This is a genomic window from Streptomyces sp. NPDC005820, assembly GCF_040630255.1.
In the GTDB taxonomy this organism is placed as follows: Bacteria; Actinomycetota; Actinomycetes; order Streptomycetales; family Streptomycetaceae; genus Streptomyces.
In genome coordinates this window covers 76,713-95,728 of sequence record NZ_JBEXXE010000039.1, presented here as the reverse complement: position 1 = coordinate 95,728, position 19,016 = coordinate 76,713, and the positions used below count along the sequence as shown (strand labels likewise).

The window sequence follows — 19,016 nt, the reverse complement described above, 5'->3', positions numbered from 1 at the left end:
CATGGTTGACAGAGTGCGCGTGGCCGGGGTCGGCATGGTCCCGTTCGGCAGGCCCGGCAGAAGCGAGAGTTACCCCGTCATGGCCGAGCGGGCCGCCCGGTCGGCACTGGACGACGCCGGGATTCCGTACGAAGCCGTCCAGCAGGCCTACGCGGGGTACGTCTACGGGGACTCGACGGCCGGCCAGTGCGCGCTGTACTCCCTCGGCCTGTCCGCGATTCCCGTCGTGAACGTGAACAACAACTGCTCCACCGGCTCCTCGGCCCTCTGGCTCGCCCGCCAGGCCGTCGCCTCCGGCGCCGCCGACTGTGTACTGGCAGTCGGCTTCGAGCAGATGCGCCCCGGTGCGCTGGGCAGCGTCTGGGACGACCGCCCGGATCCACTGCGCCGGTTGCTCGACCGGATGACCGAACTGCAGGGGTTCGACGAGCGGATACCGGTCGCGGCCCAGTTGTTCGGTGGCGCCGGCGTCGCGTACACCGACAGGTACGGCACCGATCCGGCCACCTTCGCGAAGATCGCGGTGAAGGCCCGCCGGCATGCGGCGGGCAATCCGTACGCGGTGTTCCGCACCCCCCTCACGGAGGACGAGGTGCTCGCCTCGCCGCACATCTATGGGCCCCTGACCCGGCTGCAGTGCTGCCCACCCACCTGCGGGGCCGCCGCGGCGGTGCTCTGCAGCGAGGAGTTCGCCCGTCGCCATGGCGTGCGCTCCCCGGTCGTGATCCGCGCCCAGGCCATGACCAGCGACACGCCGGGCACATTCGACTCGGGCGACATGATGCGGGTCGTCGGCTACGACATGACGCGGGAGGCCGCCCGGCAGGTCTACGAGGCGAGCGGGTACGGGCCGGAGGACATCGGCGTGGCCGAGCTGCACGACTGCTTCACGTCCAACGAACTGATCAGCTACGAAGCTCTTGGCTTCACCCCGGAGGGCACGGGCGAGAAGTTCGTGCTCGACGGCGACAACACCTACGGCGGCAAGGTGGTCACCAACCCCTCCGGCGGCCTGCTCTCCAAGGGACACCCCCTCGGAGCGACCGGCCTGGCCCAGTGCGCCGAGCTTGCCTGGCAGCTGCGCGGCCAGGCCGACGCTCGCCAGGTCGAGGACGTACGGACCGCGCTCCAGCACAACATCGGTCTGGGCGGGGCTTGCGTGGTCACGCTCTACGAGAAGGCACCATAGACACGCCCCGGGCCGGGCGCGGCCCTGTCCAGCTCGGCTGACCTCCGCTGCGGCTCCCGGCTGCAATCACCTTCCTCGGAGACCCCGGTCCGGGCTCGCGGCCTCCGGGGCCGGTCGATGATGTCCCTTCTCACCGCTCGCCGCCTCACGGAAGGCCGCGAGCTCAATGGCCCGCTTCGTCGTGTCCGCCGTCGCCTGCGACGGAACCCCGGCAGGGCACTGCTTCCGGCACGGCGCGAGCCACGGGGCGTCGGGCCACACATGAAGGCGATCCTTCGCGGTCATGGGCCAGTAGTGCCTGCTGGTCCCGGTGGTCACGACAACGGGGGCTCTCGCCCGCACCGCACCCAGGTCAGTGCCTTGTCCGCCGCCCAGGCGAGGGCGACGGCACGGCAGGCACTGCCATCGCTTGCTGTCGCACATCGAACGACCTCCGTTGCGAGTCGGTGTTGTCCGCCACCATCGGTGGCAGCCCCAAGCTCGTCCGCGCGCGCCTGAGGCATCGGTGCGCACACGATTCCAGTGCTGTGTCGGACCAGGAAGGCCATCTGCTCGTCGCCGACCAGTTCGGCGGCGACGACGAAATCGCCCTCGTTCTCCCGGTCCGCGTCGTCGGTCACCACGATCATCTGACCCGACGCCAGCGCGGCGACGGCCCGCTGTACAGCCCCTGCGGGAGCCCTGCCCCCGCTCACGGCGCCTCCTCGAGCCTGGTGTGGGTACCGAACTCCCTGTTGCGGTAGGTCAACGGTTCGCCGGCCGTACTGTCCGCCGTCATGACAGCACCGAGCACCACGACGTGATCGCCGCCGTCGACCAGGCCCGCGACGCGGCAGCCCAGAAACCCTGCCGCACCAGGAATGCGTGGCAGGCCGGAGTGTTCCTGCCATTCGATGCCAGCGAACTTCCCCGGTCCGCCCTTGCGCGCGAAGTTCGCCGCCAGAGCGCCTGATCGCTGCCGAGGACGTTGACGCCGAACGTGCCGGTGGCCCGCACGATCTCCAGTAGTTGCGAGTTCCGGTCGAGCGCCACCAGCACCATGGGTGGATCCATGGACAGTGCCGCGAAGGCGCTCACCGTGGTGCCATACGGCAGATCGTGCCGCCGGGTCGTGATCACCGCGACCGGCGTGCACACGACCGCCTTGGTCTCCCTGAAGGCGGCCTGGATCGGGCTCACGGAACGCGTGGTCATCGGGACACCGCCACAACCGTTGTCGTGGCGGGTTCCGGGGAGAACCCGGACACCGTGTTCGACATGGGACAGCCCTCCTGTTCGGCTTCTCACTCGAATCACACTCCGACAATCGGCCCGCACGAGGATCAACTGAGACCCGGCTACCACCGGCTCTTCACCGTCGGAAAGTCCTTCCGAATCACCGAACACGACCTGCGGGGCCGGCCGATCTGCCACCGCGGACACGGCTCCATCGAGGCACACCTGACCATCGTGTCCGCCGCCCTCGCGGTCAGCCGCCGGATCGAAACCCGAACCGGCTGCTCGATCAGGGAGGTGAGGCCGGCGGCATAGAACTGGGCGAACAACGCGTCGGTCGGCTCGTTGGTTTCACGATTTCCTGATATCCCGCCAGAGCGCCGGTGGTGTCGACGAAACCGAGGCGCCCCCCGGTGGGCAAGCCTGTCTCATGGACCAGTTCATGCCCGGCGTTCCACATAGCGCTTCACAGCCGCGTCGTAGTCGGTGGTGAGCCTGCCGAAATGGTGGAAGCCGTAGCCGTGGCGCTGAATGTGCTCACGCCAGATCGAGGGTGATCGTCCCTCGGGGGCGACGTCCGCGTCCCTCCGAGTGGACGGCGCTCAGCGGATTCGGCGACGGTGCGGTGGAAGCAGGAGTACCTCCAGCGCGTCGGCGCAGGTGCGGGCGCACTCGCGGAACCACGCGATGCGGTCCTCCGTCATGACCGCGGGGGTGGAACGGACCGCGAGTGCGGCGTGGGCCCGGCCGGCGCGGTCCAGCACCGGAACGGCGAGTGTTCGCACGCCGACCGCCGATTCGCCGTCGTTGAGCGCGTAGCCGTCGGCACGGACGAGCGCGAGTTCCCTGCGCAGTGCGTCGGGGTCGGTGATCGTACGGTCGGTGAGGGGTTCCAGCGGGAGGTCGTCGAGGATCGTCTCGGAGACCTCGTCGTCCGGCCGGGCCCACGCGAGGAGGACCTTGCCGAGGGCGGTCGAGTGCAGCGGGCGGCGCAGACCGGGCCCGGTCCCGGGCTGGACCGAGCGGCCGACGAGGATCAGCGCGTGGCGGCCGCTGCGGATGGCGAGGTCCGCGGTGGCGGACGTACGGAGGCTCAGCTGTTCGAGTTCCGGCGCGGCGCGGTGCAGCCCGCGCTGGTGGAAGGCGAGTTGCCCGAGTTCGGCGACGACGGAACCGAGCTGGTAGCGGGCGGTGCTGTCGTCCTGGTCGAGGAACCCGGCGGCGAGCAGGGTGCGGGCGAGGCGGTGGGCGGTCGAGACGGACAGGTCCATGCGGCGCGCGATGTCGGACGCGCTCAGTCCCTCCGCGCTGTACTCGCGGAAGCAGTCGAGGACGCCGAGGGCGCGGAGGACCGCCTGGGCGCCGGCGGGTGCGGGGGCGGTCGTGGGGATCCGCTGGGGGCCTGGCATGGCTGGTTCCTCGTCGGTAGGGCGCGGCGACAGGGTGCGTACGCCGACGCGGAACGTACTTCCGAGTCCCACCATGCGGCAATGCCCGGCCACCCAGGGGCGAAGATTTAAGGCCGCCGAAACAACTCCTCCCACCATGTGGGAAGAGTTGCCCGGCCCTGCCAGTCGTGTCAGCCTCCTGCTGCGGGCGCCGTCGAGGCGCTCCGCGTCGACCGGCGAGTCCGAAGGAGGGTGTCATGACGTCATTTCGCGGCACCCCCGTCTCGCCGGCCCCGCTGACCTCGCGCCGGTACATCGATCTGGCGCGGGTCGCCGGCTGCTGTTGTCGCTGACCGGTCGCTGACTCCTCCGGCGCGGCCAGGCGGCCCTGCCGTCGAGGGCCCGTTTCCCTTCATCCCCGTCGTCGTCCACACCGTCGTCGTCCGCCGCGCGCGCCGACCCGGCGGTCCGCCCCGACGACCTCCGCCCGACGTTCTCCGCCGCCGAAAGGTAATGCGTCATGCCCGACCAGCGGGTCAAGATCCTTTGGTACCTCACCGCCCCCGACGGTCCCTACCCGTGGGAGGAGCGCGGGCGCTGGGACACCCCCTTCGACCACCTGCGGCAGCTGGCCGTCGCGATCGACCGCCTGGGCTACTACGGCGCGCTGCTCGGCACCAGCAGCGACGACGGCCTCACGACCGCGGCGGCCCTGGCCGCGGAGACCCGCACCCTGCGCTTCCTCACCGCCGTCTATCCGGGGCTGGTCTCCCCCGCGAAGCTCGCGCAGATCGCCAGGACCATCGACCGGTTCAGCGACGGGCGGCTGCTGTTCAACGTCGTGAACGGGAACGACGCGGCGCTGGCCGGTTACGGAGTGCATCTGGAGCACGACTCGCGCTACGAGTTCAGCGCCGAGTACTGGAGCGCGTTCCAGCACGTCTACAGCGGCGAACTGGACGCCTACCGCGGGCAGTTCACCGACATCGCGGCGCGCCGCAACGACGAGGGGCCGCTGTCGGCTTGGCGGCACGCGCGGCCCGGGCAGTCACGCGCCCAACTGTGGGGCGCGGGCACCTCGCCGGCCGGAGTGGCGCATGCCATCAGCCTGTTCGACGTGTACCTGAGTTTCGCCGACACCCCGGAGCGGCTGGGCGGGAAGTTCCGCCGGGTGGGTGCCGAGGCGGCCCGGCTGGGTCGCTCGCTGAGCTACGGCACCCGGTTGCAGGTGATCGTGCGCGACACGGACGACGAGGCGTGGGAGGCGGCGGACCGGCTGCTTCGGCGCACGGACGTCGACACCGCCCGGACGCTGGCCGCCCGCCAGTTCGGGCCCGGGGAGAGCCTGGACACCTACCGCCCGGAACCGGACGCGGACCCGAAGGTGATACGCCGGGTCGAGGCCCTGCGCGCCGGACGTCTGCCGGACGTCAGCGACCTGGAGATCCACCCCAACGTATGGGCCGGGCCGAGCATGTTCGGATTCGACGTCATCCGGCCGGGCGCCGGGATCTACCTGGTGGGCAGCGCGGAGAACGTCGCCGCGCGCATCCGCGAGTACCGCGCGCACGGCACCGAGGCGTTCATCCTGTCCGGCTTCCCGCTGATCGGCGAGGCCCAGCGCTTCGCGGAGTCGGTGTTCCCGCTGCTCGACCTGGACCACGGCTTCGACGTTCCGGTGCTGCGCGAGGCACGGCCGTCGGCACCCACCGCCCCCGGCACGGACGAAGGCGCCGAGACGGGGACGGCGACCGGGCCCGCCCTGCCCTCCGTGGTCTGACGCCTCCCTGCATCGCCCGGCATTCCCCGGACTTCCCCGACTTCTGCTTGGAGCACCCCGTGACTGTTCCTTCCCCCGCCCCTTCCCGCCGCAGATTCCTCGGCGCCACCGCCGGGCTCGGCGTCCTGCTCGGCAGCGGCCTGCTGACCGCGTGCGGCGGTGCGGACACCGGCTCGGCGGCAGGCGGCGCCGCATCCGGAAAGCCGCGCCGCGGCGGCCGGATCCGGCTCGGCATCATCGACGTCAACCAGAACGGCGACCTGGACGCCCACAAGCCGATCGGCAACGGCTCGATCATCCGCGGCTTCGCCCTCTACGCGAAGCCGTGGGAGTGGAACGCCCAGATGCAGCCGGCGCTCACCCTCGCCGAGTCCGCCGAGATCAGCCCGGACGCGAGGACGTGGACCGTGCGCCTCAAGCAGGGCCTGGAGTTCCACAACGGCAAGACCATCACCGCCGACGACTTCGTGTTCTCCGCACGGCGACTGACCGATCCCGAGCTGGCTTCCCCCTACGCCGGGCTGCTGTCGTACGTCGACCGCGACCGCATCCAGAAGCTCGACGACCGCACGGTGCGGTTCCACTTCAAGAACGGCATGGCCTTCGTGCCCTTCCCGGAGAACTTCACCAACTTCGGCGGCATCGTCCCGGTCGACTACGACCCGCGAAAGCCGGTCGGGGCGGGGCCGTACAAGCTCAAGGAGTTCACGCCCGGCCAGCGTTCGCTGTTCACCCGGTTCGAGAACTACTTCCGCCCGGGGCAGCCCTACGCCGACGAGCTGGAGATCATCGACTTCAAGGACGAGCAGTCGCGCATCGCCGCACTCCAGTCCGGGCAGATCGACCTGGCCAACGGAATCGCGGCCGACCAGATACGGCTGCTGGGCTCCAGCGACGCCGTCCACACGGTGGTGTCCAGGACCAACGGCTGGCAGGGCTTCGAACTCAACCTCTCCAAGCCGCCGTTCGACGACGAGAAGGTGCGCACCGCGTTCCGGCTGCTCGTCGACCGGCAGGATCTGGTCGACCGTGCGCTGTCCGGTCAGGGCCGGATCGCCAACGACCTCTACTCCCCACAGGATCCGACGTTCGACACATCGCTGCCGCAGCGCCCGTACGACGTCGCGCGCGCCAAGCGGCTGCTGCGCGAGGCCGGCGCCCAGGACCTCACCGTCGAGCTGGTCACCGGTCCCGACCCCACGAGCGAGTCCGCGGCACTGGTGTTCGCCACGCAGGCCAGGAAGGCGGGTGTCACCGTCAACGTCAAGAAGGTCGACTCGGCCACCTTCGACGGCCCGCAGCGTACCGACTTCGCCCTCAGCACCGGCGAGCTGCTGACCGAGTCGTTCCTGGTCACCGGCCTGCATCTGGACGCACCGGGGTCGAACAACAACAAGACCCACTTCTCCGACCCCCGCTTCACGAAGCTGTTCAACCAGGCGCTGGGCGAGCCGGACGTCGCCAAGCGCACCCCCCTCGTCCACGAGATGCAGCAGATCCAGTACGACAAGGGCGGCCTGATCATCTGGGGCTTCGTCAACAACGTCGACGCCGTCGCCCAGCGGATCGGCGGCGTGACCGCGGAGCACACGCAGTTCCCGCTCTGGCGGTTCGAGAAGCTGTGGGTCGCCGGATGACGTGGCCACGCTGGCTGGCGCGGCGCGCCCTGTCGGGCCTCGTGGCGGTCTGGGCGGTGTCGGTGGTGGTGTTCGCCGCGACGCAGGCGCTGCCGTCCGACCCGGCACGCACCATCCTCGGTCCCCAGGCGCCCGAGGCGTCGGTCGCCGAACTGCGCCGGCAGATCGGACTCGACCGGCCGCCGGCCGAGCAGTACCGGAGCTGGCTGACCGGTGTGCTGCGCGGCGACCCGGGCACGTCGCTGGACTCCCACGTGCCGGTCGGACACCTGGTCTCGGAGCGGCTGGGCAACACGCTCGCCCTGGTGACCTGCGCGACCGGGGCCGCGGTCGCCGCCGCCCTGCTGCTCGGCACCACGGCGGCGGCCCACCGGGCCCGGCCCCTGGACCGTGTCATCACCTCGACCGCGGTCGCGGCGCAGGCGATCCCGGCGTTCGTCACGGCCGTCGGCCTGATCATCGTCTTCTCGACCACCGTGTTCCACGCGTTGCCCGCGGCGTCGCTCATCGAGCCCGGGCGGTCGCCGTGGGACCAGCCGCAATACCTCGTGCTGCCGTCGTCGGCCCTGGCCCTGTCGGTCGCGCCCTACCTGCTGCGGCAGGTGCGCGCCGCGGTCGCCCATGCCCTCGACGCGGACCATGTCGCGGCCGCCCGGCTGCGCGGTGTCCCGGAACGGCGGCTGCTGGTCCGGCACGCGCTGCCGAACGCGCTGGTGCCGTTGGTCCAGGCGGTCGCCCTCACGGTGAGTGTGCTGCTGGGCGGGTCGCTGGTGGTGGAGGCGGCCTTCTCCTATCCCGGGCTCGGCACCGCTCTCAACAGCGCGGTGCAGGTGCGGGACCTGCCGGTCGTCCAGGCGGTGGTGCTGGTGGTGGCGGCGGGTGTGGTGACCGTCAACCTGCTCGCCGACCTGGCGACGGTCCTGCTGACCCCGCACCTGCGGACCGGCTCCGGGGCGTCGGCATGAGCGCGGGAACGGCCACGCGGGACGTGGCGCCGCGCTCCCCCGCCGAAGTGCGGCGGGGTGAGGGGCTGGTACGGGCGACACTGCGCGACCGGCAGGTCCGCGTCGGGCTGGCTGTGACCCTCGCGATCACGCTGGTGGCACTGGCCGGACCGTACCTCGCGCCGCACGCCCCCGAGGCGCTGACCGGGACGGCCTACGCCGCACCCGGCTCCTCCGGGCTGCTGGGCACCGACTACCTCGGGCACGACGTCCTGTCCCGGGTCCTCGCGGGGGGACGCTCGGTCGTCACGATGACGGTCGCCGCGGCCTCGCTCGCGCTGGTGGCCGGGACAGTCCTCGGCACGGCGGCGGCGTTCTCGGGCGCACTCGGCGCGTCACGGGCCGGCCGGGCGCCGGACCGGGCCGTGGTCTGGCTCGCGGACGTGCTGCTCGCCTTCCCGAACATCGTGCTGGTCCTCCTGGTCGTGTCCATGTTCGGCCGCGAGCGCCGGCTGATGGTGCTCACCGTCGCGCTGACCCTGTTGCCGGGCACCGTCCGCCTCGCCCGGGGAGCCGCGCTCGGTGTCATCACCCAGGAGTACGTCCAGGCGGCACGCCTGATCGGTTACCCCAGGCGGCTGCTGCTCCTGCGCGAGGTGCTGCCGAACATCGCCGCGCCGCTGCTGGTCCACTTCGGCACCATGCTCACCTGGGCGGTCGAACTGCTGGCCGGGCTGAGCTTCCTCGGATACGGCGTCACCGCCCCGGCGGCGGACTGGGGTCTGATGATCAACGAGAACCGCGCCGGACTGCAGCTGCAGCCGTGGGGTGTACTCGCCCCCGTACTGCTCATCGCGGTCTTCGCGCTGGGCACCAACGCCATGGCGGAGGGCGCCGCGCGCGCGACCGGGCAGACCCGTCGCCCGGAGCGTGCTCCATGGCGTCGCCCTCGCAGGACGAACGGGCAGAACCGCAAGGAGGGAACCCCGTGAGCACCCCGGACTCCCCTGACGGACACAGCCCGCGGGAACCCGGTGCCGTCACCGCCGGCGCTCCGGTCCCGTCGCGGGGCCCGGCTCCCTTGCTGGCCGTGTCCGGTCTGCGCGTGGTGACGCCCGACGGCGCCGACATCGTCGCGGACTTCGGCCTGGAGGTCGCCCCCGGCGAGATCGTCGCGGTCGTCGGCGAGACCGGGTCCGGCAAGACCACCGCCGCCACCGCGCTGCTCGGGCACACCCGGGCCGGGGCGCGCGTCAGCGGCGGTCGGATCGTCGTCGACGGCGTCGACGTGACGGACGCCGACGCGGCCACGCTGCGTCGGCTGCGCGGCCGGCGCGCGGCATACGTCCCGCAGGACCCGGCGACCGCGCTCAACCCGGCACTGCGCGTGGGCACGCACCTCGACGAGGTCCTCCTGATCCACGAGCCCGGTCTGCCGCGGGCCGAACGGCGTGCCAGGATCGCCGATGTCCTGGACGAAGTCGGCCTTCCGCAGGACCGTGCCTTCCTGCGGCGGTTCCCCCATCAGCTGTCCGGCGGGCAGCAGCAGCGCGTCCTGCTCGCCCTGGCGTTCGTGCTGCGTCCCGCACTCATCGTGCTGGACGAACCGACGACCGCCCTGGACGTCACCACGCAGGCCCGGGTGCTCGACACCGTGCGCCGGTTGTGCCGCGCGCACGACGTGGCCGCGGTCTACGTCTCGCACGACCTCGCGGTCGTGCGGGCGCTCGCGGACCGGCTGGTCGTGCTGTACGCGGGACGGATCGTCGAGACCGCACCGACGCGGGACCTGTTCGCGCGGCCGCGTCACCCTTATACGCACGGGCTGCTCGCGGCGGTGCCGGACGTCACCCGCCGGCGCCACCTGGCCACGATCCCGGGACACGCTCCGGCGCCGGGCGAGAACCCCGGCGGCTGCGCCTTCGCACCACGCTGCGCGGCGGCGACCGCGCAGTGCCGCGCCGAGCGGCCGGGGCCCACGCCCGTCGGTGCGCGGACCGTGGTGGCGTGCCACCACCCGCTTCCAGCAGAACCGGACGCCCTCGCGGCACCGGCCGCCGGGCACGGCCCGCTGCCCGAGGAACCGGCCCGGCCCCTGCGCACCGCCGAACCCGCCCGGCCACCGGCCCCGGCGGACCCGCCCCTGCTGGAAGCCCGCGACGTACGCGTGGCGTACGGCCGGCACACCGTGCTCGACGGCGTGTCCCTCGCGCTGCGCCCCGGCACCTGCACGGCGCTGGTCGGCGGGTCCGGAGCGGGAAAGACGACACTGGCACGGACCCTGGCCGGGCTCGGGACCCCGGCGACCGGCACGTTGACCGTTCGCGGAGCCCCGGTTCCCTGGCCGGTCGCCGCGCGAACGCACGCGCTGCGCCGCGAGGTGCAGTACGTGTTCCAGAACCCGTACCGGGCGCTCAACCCCCGCCTGACCGTCCGTCAGACCCTGGGCGCGGTGCTCCGGCACTGCTTCGGCACCGACCGTGCCGAGACCGAACGCCGCGTCCTGGCCCTGCTGGACCGGGTCGCCCTGCCGGCCCGCACCGCCGGTTCCCTGCCACGCGAGCTCTCCGGCGGCGAGCGCCAGCGCGTCGCGGTGGCCCGTGCACTGGCCTGCGAGCCCGAGGTGCTCATCTGCGACGAGATCACCTCCGCGCTCGACGTCTCCGTACAGGCGGGCGTCCTCGGTCTCCTGCGGCAGCTGCGCTCCGACGGCCTGGCCATGCTGCTGGTGACGCACGACCTCGGTGTCGTACGGGCCGTCGCGGACGACATCGCGGTCCTGTACCGGGGACGCGTCATCGAGCACGGCCCGGTCGACACCGTCCTCGACCGACCGCACGAGGCGTACACGCGCTCGCTCGTGGCGGCCGCGCCCCGGCTTGCGGCGTCCGCCGACGTCCTCGCGCCCGCCTCCCCCGTCGCCTCCGTCAACCCGACCACCGACCAGGAACGGACACCGCTGTGACCTCCCCGACGACCGCCCGACCCTCGGAACTGTGGTTCACCCGCTGCCCGGTGCCCACCGCGACCGGCATCGCCGCCGACCGCGGCTGGCTGGCCGGGGAGTTCGCCGACGACGGCATCGCCGTACGGTCGCTCCAGGACGTGCCCCGCGACCTCGCGGCCGACCACCACTACACCCACGCGCATCCCGCGCTGTTCCGCGAGGGCGGCAACGTCCCGGCCCTGTGGGCGCGCGCCCAGGGCGAGCCGACCCGGCTCATCGGCCTGACCTGGATCGAGGAGCGGCAGTCGGTTCTCGTGCGGGAGAACAGCGGGATCACCGGTTCCGCGGACCTGCGCGGCGCCCGGTTGGCCGTCCCGGTGCACGGCATCGCGATCGACTTCTGGCGGGCCATGGCACTGCACGGCTTCGCCGGGGCGCTGTCGGCCGCCGGGCTCGGGCTCGGCGACGCGCACCTGGTGGAGGTGCCGGGTTCGGCGCACGGGCAGTGGGAGGCCGAACTCGCGGCGCTGGCCCGCGGGGACGTCGACGCGGTGTACGTGAAGGGCGCCCTCGCCGTCGAAGCCGCCGCCCGCTCCGGCGCGGTGGTCGCGGTCGACCTCGACGCACAGCCGGATCGGCGTGCCCGGGTCAACAACGGGACGCCCCGTCCCATCACGGTGCATCAGCGGCTGCTGGACGAACACCCGGACGTCGTGGACCGCTTCCTGGCCGTCCTCCTGGCCACGGCCGACTGGGCACGCGGCAACGGCGACGACGTGGCGCGGATCCTGGGCGCCGAGACGGGCGCGGGAGACGCCGCGGTGGCTCAGGCGTACCGGGGCGTCGGCCACACCTCCCTGGGCGTCGACCTGTCCGACGAGCGTCTTGAACTGCTGGAGATCCAGGAGCGGTTCCTGCACTCCCAGGGCTTCCTGCGGCAGCGTGTCGACGTCCGCGGCTGGGCCGACCCCGAGCCGTTGCGGCGCGCCCGCGCGCTCGTGGCCCGGCGTCCGCCGTACTGAGCCGGCCCTCCGGCCCGAGCCATCCCCCATCCCCCAATGCCCCATCGCCCTTCTCCCATCACCCACCTGAACGTCCTTCGGAGACACCCATGACCGTGAAGATCGGCGTCCACGGCGCCAACCCGTCGCTGTACCACCTGTCGCGCCTGGGCATTCTGGAAGGGGCGCTCGAACCGCACGGCGAAACAGTCGAATGGCTGCCCGTGCAGGGCACGCGCGTCGGCGAACTGCTCGGCGACGGCACCATCGACTTCGGCGGGACCGGTTCGACTCCGCCGATCACCGGACAGGCCGCGGGCCACGACATCGTCTACACCGCGGTGTCCGCACCGCGCCCCGAGCACGGCGCGCTGCTGGTGGCCGCGGACGGTCCGGTGCGGTCCGTCGCGGATCTGCGCGGCGGCACCGTCGTCCTGTCGATCGGCTCGTGGCAGACCCACTTCGTCGCGAAGGCACTGCACTCGGCCGGTCTGTCGTACGGCACGGACATCATCGCCGAGCGGCCGGCGACGGCGCCGGTCTCCTCCGGCGACAGCGCGCGCCGGCTGCGGGACGGTGAGATCGCGGCCTGGGTGGCCCAGGGAGCCGAGCTGTCCGCCGCGCTGCGCGATCCGGCGGTGCGGGTCCTGCTCAAGGCGAGCGACGTGATCACGGACCGGTCCGTGTTCTTCGCCGGCCGGCGGTTCGCCGAGACCAGTCCTCACCTGGTCGCGGTCATCGTCCGCGCGCTCCAGGACGCCGACGACTGGGCCGACGCGAACATCCCCGCGTCGGCGGCGCTCCATGCCGAGGGCCAGGGCGGCTCGGTGGAGGACTGGCACCGCGCGCTGGCCGACCTGCCCTGGCGCCTCGAACCCGTCGGCGACGCGTTCATCGCCGAACAGCAGGAAGCCGCCGACATCTTCGCCGCACACGGCTACATCCCCACGCCGATCACCGTCGCGGACGCGCGGCTGACCTCGCTGGAACCGCTGGTCGCGAACGCGCTGGCCGAGCCTCGCGCGACCGTCTGACCACTCCTTCGCGCCATGGTGCCGACGGACCGGGGAGTGCGGTCGACTCCTCCAGCAGGCCGAACCTGTCACCGGTCCTGAGTGCCGGGGCCGCGGGCAGTGCGCTCGGGTCGATGCCGAGCTTGCGGAGCCGGGAGTCCATGACGTTGACGGCGATGGGGTGGTAGCGGTGCCGGTTGGCGGCGTAGCAGTCGCCGTCCCGCTCACGGCGCCGAGCGGGAAACAGACGCAGTTGGCCTCGCCTTGGCCGCCGCAGCCACGTTCGAGGCGCACGGGCTGGTCGCACGGCCGTACGCCGGGGAGGGCATGCGTGTCACGATCGCGCAGGCGGAGGCCGACGACCGTGTGCTCTCCTCCGGCACGGAGCACCGCCGGTCCGCGGCCGACGGCTTGCCCGGTGACGCCGATGCGGCCGGCCGCCCGTGACGGGCGGTCGCGGACACGAGTCGCATCGTTCGACGGCCTGAACGACACAGATGTCCTCGGCACCGAGGACATCTCCCCCGACCTGCGACAACACCACGCAGCCGGGCATGTCACAGCCCGCGACGAGGAACCGGACCCGCCGCCGGGTGAGCCGCGGCAGGAAGAGGAGCCGTGTCGGCACCCACGCACAACGGACGATGCACACCGTCCGGCAGCCGCGTAACGGTGGTCGGACGCGCCCGACCACGGCGCCCGACCCGCTCCAGGCCGTCCGGACCGGCCCGGTCCGGACGGCCGCGCCACCTCGCGGAGCGCGCCTTGCCGCATGCGGCGCGCAACGCCGGGTGCCGGACTCAGCCCCTTTGCAGGATCTCGACCTGGTTGCCCCATGGATCGAGGACGTCGACGGACCGGGAACCGTCCGGGGCCTCGAACTCGGCCTGGATCCGCGCGCCGTTCGCGACCGCCCGCGCCTGCGCGACGTCCTTGTCCGGAACCTGGATGATGAAGGCCCCGTGCTTCTTCTTGTCGTGGGGGCCCTTCTTGATCAGCACCAGTCCCGGCCCGCCGCCGGGAAACACGACGATGTGCACGTTGTCGCCCTGCGCGACGGCGAACCTCGCACCGAACACGTTGCCGTAGAACTGCTCAGCGGCGTCGAGGGTGCCGACGTAGAGCTTGACCATGACGATGGTTCCGGTCGGTGCGGGCGCGTCGTCCGAAGCCGAACCCGTCGTCGACGCGGCGTCACCCGCCGAATGGACGGCCCGCGCGGCGATCGCCTTCGCGGGGGCCCCCTGCGAGTCGGTGGTCATGTGGGTCGCGGCGGGAGCACCGCACCCGACCGCCAGCAACAGCGGTACGGCAAACAGCATGGCTCGTCTGCGTATCACGGATTCTCTCCAGTTCTCGGGGTGTGGGCGCGATCCGGGTCCGGCGGACGGCTCCGACGGCGGGCGCGCGGTCAGCCTTGGCAAACGTGATGCGGCCTCAGGTACAGCCGTAAAGGTGCGCGGGGTGCCGTCGTGCGTCATGCCGACGCCTGCACCGGTCTCGCGGCGGGAGAACTTTGATCTCCCTGAGGAGAAGGTAACTCTGGCATGTCGCAAATGGAGTTTCAACCATTGGGAGTCTCGTTCTTCTCGATGCGAGGACGCACCCCTGAGCCCGGGGCGGCACCGCGCCGGATCCCGTCGGCGACCGCCCGAATGTAACGCTCGGGTTACGAAACACCCCGGCAGCCTTCCCCAGCCCTCGATCTCGGATTACGTTCCAGCGAAAACCAACCACATGGTAACAGTTGGGCGGCGCGCCGTGGGGCCCGTCACCATCGGCACTCAGGAAGGCAGTCGACGATGACCGAACTCGCTCCCGGTTTCCTCTGGGGCGCGTCCACCGCACCGCACCAGATCGAGGGCAACAACCTCAACAGCGACTTCTGGGCGAACGAGGGGCGCATCCCGGGCATGGAGCGCAGCGGTGACGCCTGCGACAGCTATCACCGCTACCGCGAGGACATGAAGCTGCTCGCGGACGCCGGGCTCAACGCCTACCGCTTCGGCATCGAGTGGGCACGGATCGAGCCGCTCCCGGGCCTGGTCTCACGCGCCGAACTCGCCCATTACCGGCGCATGATCGACACGGCCTTCGAGCTCGGTCTGACACCGGTCGTGACCCTGCACCACTTCACCAGCCCGCTCTGGTTCGCCGAGGAGGGCGGCTGGCTCGGCGACCGCGCGGTGGACCGGTTCCGGACCTACGTCGAGACGGTCGCGCCGATCCTCGACGGAGTCGAGTGGGTCGCCACCATGAACGAGCCGAACATGCTGGCCATCATGGTCGGCATGGCGCGGGCCTTCCAGAACGCGCAGGCCGGCGGGGAGTGGCAGAGCCCCACCCTCGACAACGAGGGCCCCCGCCCGCAACTGCCCGCCCCCGACACGGAGATCGGCGAGCGGCTCGTCGAGGCTCACCACGCCGCGCGGAAGGTGCTGCGCGAGCGCACCGGCGCCAAGGTCGGCTGGACGGTCGCCAACCGCGCCTTCGTGGCCCGCCCCGGCGCGGAGGAGAAGAAGCGCGAGCTGGAGCACATCTGGGAGGACCTCTACCTGGAGGGGGCGCGCGGCGACGACTTCGTGGGCGTGCAGTCCTACTCCAGCCAGTGGGTCGGCCCGGACGGCATCGAGCCCTACCCGCCGCACCCGGACAACACCCTCGTCGGGACCGCCTACCGGCCCGACGCGCTGAGCATCGCGGTACGGCACACCGCGGAGGTCACCGACGGCCTGCCGATTCTCATCACCGAGAACGGCATCGCCATCGGCGACGACACCCGCCGCATCGCCTACACGGGCGAGGCCCTGGAGCACCTCGGCAAGGCGATCGCCGACGGGGTGGACGTCCGCGGCTATCTGCACTGGAGCCTGCTCGACAACTACGAGTGGGGCCACTGGGCACCGACGTTCGGCCTGGTCGCGGTCGACCGCGAGACGTTCGAGCGCCGCCCCAAGCCCTCTCTCGCGTGGCTGGGCGAGACCGCCCGCCGCGGCCGGATCTGACCACAGTCCCACACGCGGAGGACACACCGTGCAGGTATCCGTACCCGACGTCTCGGCCAAGTCCCTGACCGAGCTCGTCTCGTTGAACGGGCGGCGCGCCGTCGTGACCGGCGCGGGCCAGGGACTCGGCCGGGCCGTCGCCGAGCGGCTGGCCGAAGCCGGAGCGGACGTGCTCGTCGCCGACATCCAGGACGAACTCGCCACCGCCGCCGCCGAGGAACTCGGCGCCCGTGGCCGGGGCCGTGCCCTGGCCGCCCATCTGGACGTCACCGACTCCGACAGCGTCGCGGCCGTCGCCGACCTCGCGGTCCGGGAGCTGGGCGGAGTCGACATCTGGGTGAACAACGCCGGGATCTTCCCCAGCATCGCCGCGCTGGAGATGTCCGACAAGGCCTTCGACGAGGTGTTCGCCGTCAACACCCGCGGTGTCTTCCTCGGCTCCCGGGAGGCAGCGCGCCGGATGAGCGAGGCCGGGCACGGGGGCGTCATCGTCAATGTCGTCTCCACGGCCGGGTTCCGCGGAACGGCTCCCGGGCTCGCCGCATACGTCGGCTCCAAGCACGCGGCACGCGGCCTCACCCGTCAACTCGCCCTTGAATTCGCCCCGTTCGGTATCCGAGTGCTCGGCGTAGCGCCGACGTTCGTGCCGACCGAGGGAAACCTCGCCGCGGCCGCCGCGGCCGGCGTGGACTCCGAGACGATCATGTCCGTGATGCAGCCCGGCCCACTCGGCCGACTCGGCGTGCCCGACGACATCGCCCGGGTGGTGCTGTTCTGCGCCAGCGACCTCTCGGCGTTCATGACGGGCAGCACGCTCCTCGCGGACGCCGGTGAAACGGCTTGACGCGCGCCGCCCCGACCGCCCCGAACACCCGGTAGGAATCCCATGCTCTCGCCCCGTACCACCCCCACCCGCGACGTCGTCGGTCTCGACGGCCTCTGGCGGTTCGCCCTCGACACCCGGACCGGTGCCACTCCCTGGACGTCACGGCTCGCCACACCGCTCGAAGCCCCCGTCCCCGCCAGCTACAACGACCTGTTCGTGGACACGGAGATCCGTGACCACGTCGGCGTCGTCTGGTACCAGCGCGACGTACGCGTCCCACGCGGCTGGACCGACGAACGGGTCGTGCTGCGTTTCGGATCCGTCACCCACACCGCGCGGGTCTACGCGGACGACCGGCTCGTGGCCGAGCACACCGGCGGCTACACGCCGTTCGAGGCGGACCTGACCGGCATCGTCGAGCCCGGCACGGAGTTCCGGCTGACGGTCGCCGTCGACAACCGGCTGACGAACGTGACCATCCCGCCCGGCACCGTCACGACCGGCCCCGACGGCCGCGAACGCCAGTCGTACCTGCACGACTTCTACAACTACGCGGGCATCGCCCGATCCGTGCGCCTCTACAGCACGCCGAAGACCTTCGTCGAGGACGTCACCGTCGTCACCGGACGGGACGGCGCGGCCGGTACCGTCGCCTACCGCGTGGAGGTCGCCGGCGAGCACGCCGACACGGTCACCGTGCGGGTGCGCGCGGTCGACGAGGCCGGCCGGACCGTCGCGGAGGGACACGGCACCGAGGGCGTCCTGCGCATCGAGGACGTCACGCTCTGGCGGCCGGGCGCCGCCTACCTCTACGACCTCGTCGTGGAGCCGGCCGCGGACGGCGAGACCGCGGACAGCTACACGCAGGCCTTCGGGGTCCGTACCGTCGAGGTGCGAGGCACCGAGTTCCTCATCAACGGCGAGCCGTTCTACTTCACCGGCTTCGGCAAGCACGAGGACACCCCCGTCCGGGGCAAGGGCCACGACGACGCCTACCTCGTCCACGACTTCCAGCTCCTGAACTGGACGGGGGCCAACTCCTTCCGTACCTCCCACTACCCCTACGCCGAGGAGGTGCTGGACTTCGCCGACCGGCAGGGCGTCGTCGTCATCGACGAGACCGCCGCCGTCGGCCTCAACCTGGGAGTCCAGGGCGGGCTCACCGGCATTCCGCCGACCCCCACCTTCGCCCCGGAGAACTTCGGCGGGACCACGCGGGACGTCCACGCCGAGCACCTGCGGGAGTTGATCGAGCGGGACAAGAACCACCCGAGCGTGGTGATGTGGTGCCTCGCCAACGAGCCGGCCTCCAACGAGGACGGCGCGCGGGAGTACTTCGAGCCGCTGGTCGAACTGGCCCGCAAGCTCGACCCGACCCGGCCCCTCACCTACTCCGCCGTCATGTTCGCGACGCCGCAGAACGACCGGATCGGCGACCTGTTCGACGTCCTGAGCATCAACCGCTACTACGGCTGGTACCTCTTCACGGGCGATCTCGCGACCGCCGAGGGGTACCTGGAACAGGACCTGCGCGGCTGGGTCCAGCGCTTCGGCAAGCCGGTCATGATGTCCGAGTACGGTGCCGACACCCAGCCCGGCCTGCACTCCGTGTGGGACGCACCGTGGAGCGAGGAGTACCAGAGCGACTTCCTCGCCATGTACCACCGGGTCTTCGACCGCATCCCGGAGTTCGTGGGCGAGCACGTGTGGAACTTCGCGGATTTCCAGACGTCCCCCGGCATCCACCGCGTCGACGGCAACAAGAAGGGCGTGTTCACCCGCGACCGCAAGCCCAAGTCGGCCGCGTTCGCCCTGCGCCGACGCTGGCACACACTGGGCGGCCGCAAGCCCGGCCGGGCCGCGTCCGACTGACACCCGCGGCGGTACGCCACGCTCCGGTCGCACACCGCCGCAACCGAGAAAGGCGGGCCCATGCCTCCGCCGCCTCTCCCCACCTGGTGCGACTCCGCACCATCGAGGCGCCGGGTGCCGGGCCGAGCCTCTCCAGGCCCGCCACCCGGCGGCGCGGGGCGCCGCCGCGCCACGTCCGCCGCTCGCCCGGCCGTCTCCG

General features: G+C 71.9%; 18 protein-coding genes and 1 pseudogene. 14 read left to right on the top strand and 5 right to left on the bottom strand.

The genetic code is table 11. The features are described 5' to 3' along the window. Position 1 precedes the first annotated feature (1 nt). Entirely contained in the window at positions 2–1,189 is a 1,188-nt protein-coding gene (locus tag ABZ464_RS37735; protein ID WP_359285240.1) for a lipid-transfer protein, read from the top strand. Between the two features lie 314 nt (positions 1,190–1,503). Here ABZ464_RS37735 and ABZ464_RS37730 read toward each other — a convergent pair whose 3' ends face one another. Beyond that, positions 1,504–1,818 carry a 3,4-dihydroxy-2-butanone-4-phosphate synthase gene (locus ABZ464_RS37730; protein ID WP_359285237.1) on the bottom strand — a complete coding sequence of 105 codons (315 nt, stop codon included), beginning with the start codon at positions 1,816–1,818 and terminating at the stop codon, positions 1,504–1,506. On the opposite strand from ABZ464_RS37730, the gene ABZ464_RS37725 reads away from it, so the two are divergent. Beyond that, positions 1,717–1,932 (top strand): hypothetical protein, encoded by a 216-nt coding sequence (locus ABZ464_RS37725; RefSeq protein ID WP_359285277.1) that lies wholly within the window; start codon positions 1,717–1,719, stop codon positions 1,930–1,932. The genes ABZ464_RS37730 and ABZ464_RS37725 overlap by 102 nt on opposite strands. On the opposite strand, the gene ABZ464_RS37720 is transcribed toward ABZ464_RS37725, so the two are convergent. The 3 genes and pseudogenes from ABZ464_RS37720 to ABZ464_RS37710 form a co-directional block, all read right to left on the bottom strand. Further along, a complete protein-coding gene (locus ABZ464_RS37720) occupies positions 1,881–2,084 on the bottom strand; it encodes a flavin reductase (RefSeq protein WP_359285271.1) in 204 nt (67 codons plus the stop codon). The genes ABZ464_RS37725 and ABZ464_RS37720 overlap by 52 nt on opposite strands. 116 nt (positions 2,085–2,200) lie before the next feature. Continuing rightward, positions 2,201–2,383: pseudogene (locus ABZ464_RS37715) on the bottom strand (flavin reductase); the annotation flags it as partial. A 623-nt stretch (positions 2,384–3,006) separates the two neighbouring features. Further along, entirely contained in the window at positions 3,007–3,813 is an 807-nt protein-coding gene (locus tag ABZ464_RS37710; RefSeq protein WP_359285234.1) for an IclR family transcriptional regulator, read from the bottom strand. Between the two features lie 236 nt (positions 3,814–4,049). Between ABZ464_RS37710 and ABZ464_RS37705 the strand changes: the two genes are divergently transcribed. From ABZ464_RS37705 to ABZ464_RS37665, 9 genes are all read left to right on the top strand, one after another. Beyond that, a complete protein-coding gene (locus tag ABZ464_RS37705) occupies positions 4,050–4,145 on the top strand; it encodes a putative leader peptide (protein ID WP_359285231.1) in 96 nt (31 codons plus the stop codon). Between the two features lie 167 nt (positions 4,146–4,312). Next, a complete protein-coding gene (locus ABZ464_RS37700; RefSeq protein WP_359285228.1) occupies positions 4,313–5,572 on the top strand; it encodes an LLM class flavin-dependent oxidoreductase in 1,260 nt (419 codons plus the stop codon). A gap of 59 nt (positions 5,573–5,631) precedes the next feature. Continuing rightward, the gene (locus ABZ464_RS37695; protein WP_359285226.1) at positions 5,632–7,209 is read left to right on the top strand and encodes an ABC transporter substrate-binding protein; all 1,578 of its coding nucleotides are present in this window, start codon (positions 5,632–5,634) and stop codon (positions 7,207–7,209) included. Next, the gene (locus tag ABZ464_RS37690) at positions 7,206–8,174 is read left to right on the top strand and encodes an ABC transporter permease (protein ID WP_359285223.1); all 969 of its coding nucleotides are present in this window, start codon (positions 7,206–7,208) and stop codon (positions 8,172–8,174) included. Before ABZ464_RS37695 ends, ABZ464_RS37690 begins: the two co-directional genes overlap by 4 nt. After that, positions 8,171–9,145 (top strand): ABC transporter permease, encoded by a 975-nt coding sequence (locus tag ABZ464_RS37685; RefSeq protein WP_359285220.1) that lies wholly within the window; start codon positions 8,171–8,173, stop codon positions 9,143–9,145. Before ABZ464_RS37690 ends, ABZ464_RS37685 begins: the two co-directional genes overlap by 4 nt. Next, positions 9,142–11,118 carry an ABC transporter ATP-binding protein gene (locus ABZ464_RS37680; protein WP_359285218.1) on the top strand — a complete coding sequence of 659 codons (1,977 nt, stop codon included), beginning with the start codon at positions 9,142–9,144 and terminating at the stop codon, positions 11,116–11,118. The genes ABZ464_RS37685 and ABZ464_RS37680 overlap by 4 nt, the downstream gene beginning before the upstream one ends. Further along, positions 11,115–12,122 carry an ABC transporter substrate-binding protein gene (locus ABZ464_RS37675; RefSeq protein ID WP_359285216.1) on the top strand — a complete coding sequence of 336 codons (1,008 nt, stop codon included), beginning with the start codon at positions 11,115–11,117 and terminating at the stop codon, positions 12,120–12,122. Before ABZ464_RS37680 ends, ABZ464_RS37675 begins: the two co-directional genes overlap by 4 nt. An 89-nt stretch (positions 12,123–12,211) precedes the next feature. Beyond that, positions 12,212–13,135 carry an ABC transporter substrate-binding protein gene (locus ABZ464_RS37670; protein ID WP_359285213.1) on the top strand — a complete coding sequence of 308 codons (924 nt, stop codon included), beginning with the start codon at positions 12,212–12,214 and terminating at the stop codon, positions 13,133–13,135. A 243-nt stretch (positions 13,136–13,378) separates the two neighbouring features. After that, a complete protein-coding gene (locus ABZ464_RS37665) occupies positions 13,379–13,561 on the top strand; it encodes a hypothetical protein (protein WP_359285211.1) in 183 nt (60 codons plus the stop codon). A gap of 353 nt (positions 13,562–13,914) precedes the next feature. On the opposite strand, the gene ABZ464_RS37660 is transcribed toward ABZ464_RS37665, so the two are convergent. After that, on the bottom strand, positions 13,915–14,595 hold the full coding sequence (locus ABZ464_RS37660) for a VOC family protein (RefSeq protein WP_359285209.1): 681 nt from the start codon (positions 14,593–14,595) through the stop codon (positions 13,915–13,917). A 321-nt stretch (positions 14,596–14,916) separates the two neighbouring features. On the opposite strand from ABZ464_RS37660, the gene ABZ464_RS37655 reads away from it, so the two are divergent. Genes ABZ464_RS37655 through uidA form a run of 3 tightly spaced genes read left to right on the top strand, consistent with a single transcriptional unit; the run spans position 14,917 to position 18,817 of the window. Beyond that, on the top strand, positions 14,917–16,119 hold the full coding sequence (locus ABZ464_RS37655; RefSeq protein ID WP_359285207.1) for a family 1 glycosylhydrolase: 1,203 nt from the start codon (positions 14,917–14,919) through the stop codon (positions 16,117–16,119). A 28-nt stretch (positions 16,120–16,147) separates the two neighbouring features. Then, entirely contained in the window at positions 16,148–16,963 is an 816-nt protein-coding gene (locus ABZ464_RS37650; RefSeq protein ID WP_359285205.1) for an SDR family oxidoreductase, read from the top strand. A 42-nt stretch (positions 16,964–17,005) separates the two neighbouring features. Then, the gene (gene uidA, locus ABZ464_RS37645; RefSeq protein WP_359285204.1) at positions 17,006–18,817 is read left to right on the top strand and encodes a beta-glucuronidase; all 1,812 of its coding nucleotides are present in this window, start codon (positions 17,006–17,008) and stop codon (positions 18,815–18,817) included. Positions 18,818–19,016 lie beyond the last annotated feature (199 nt).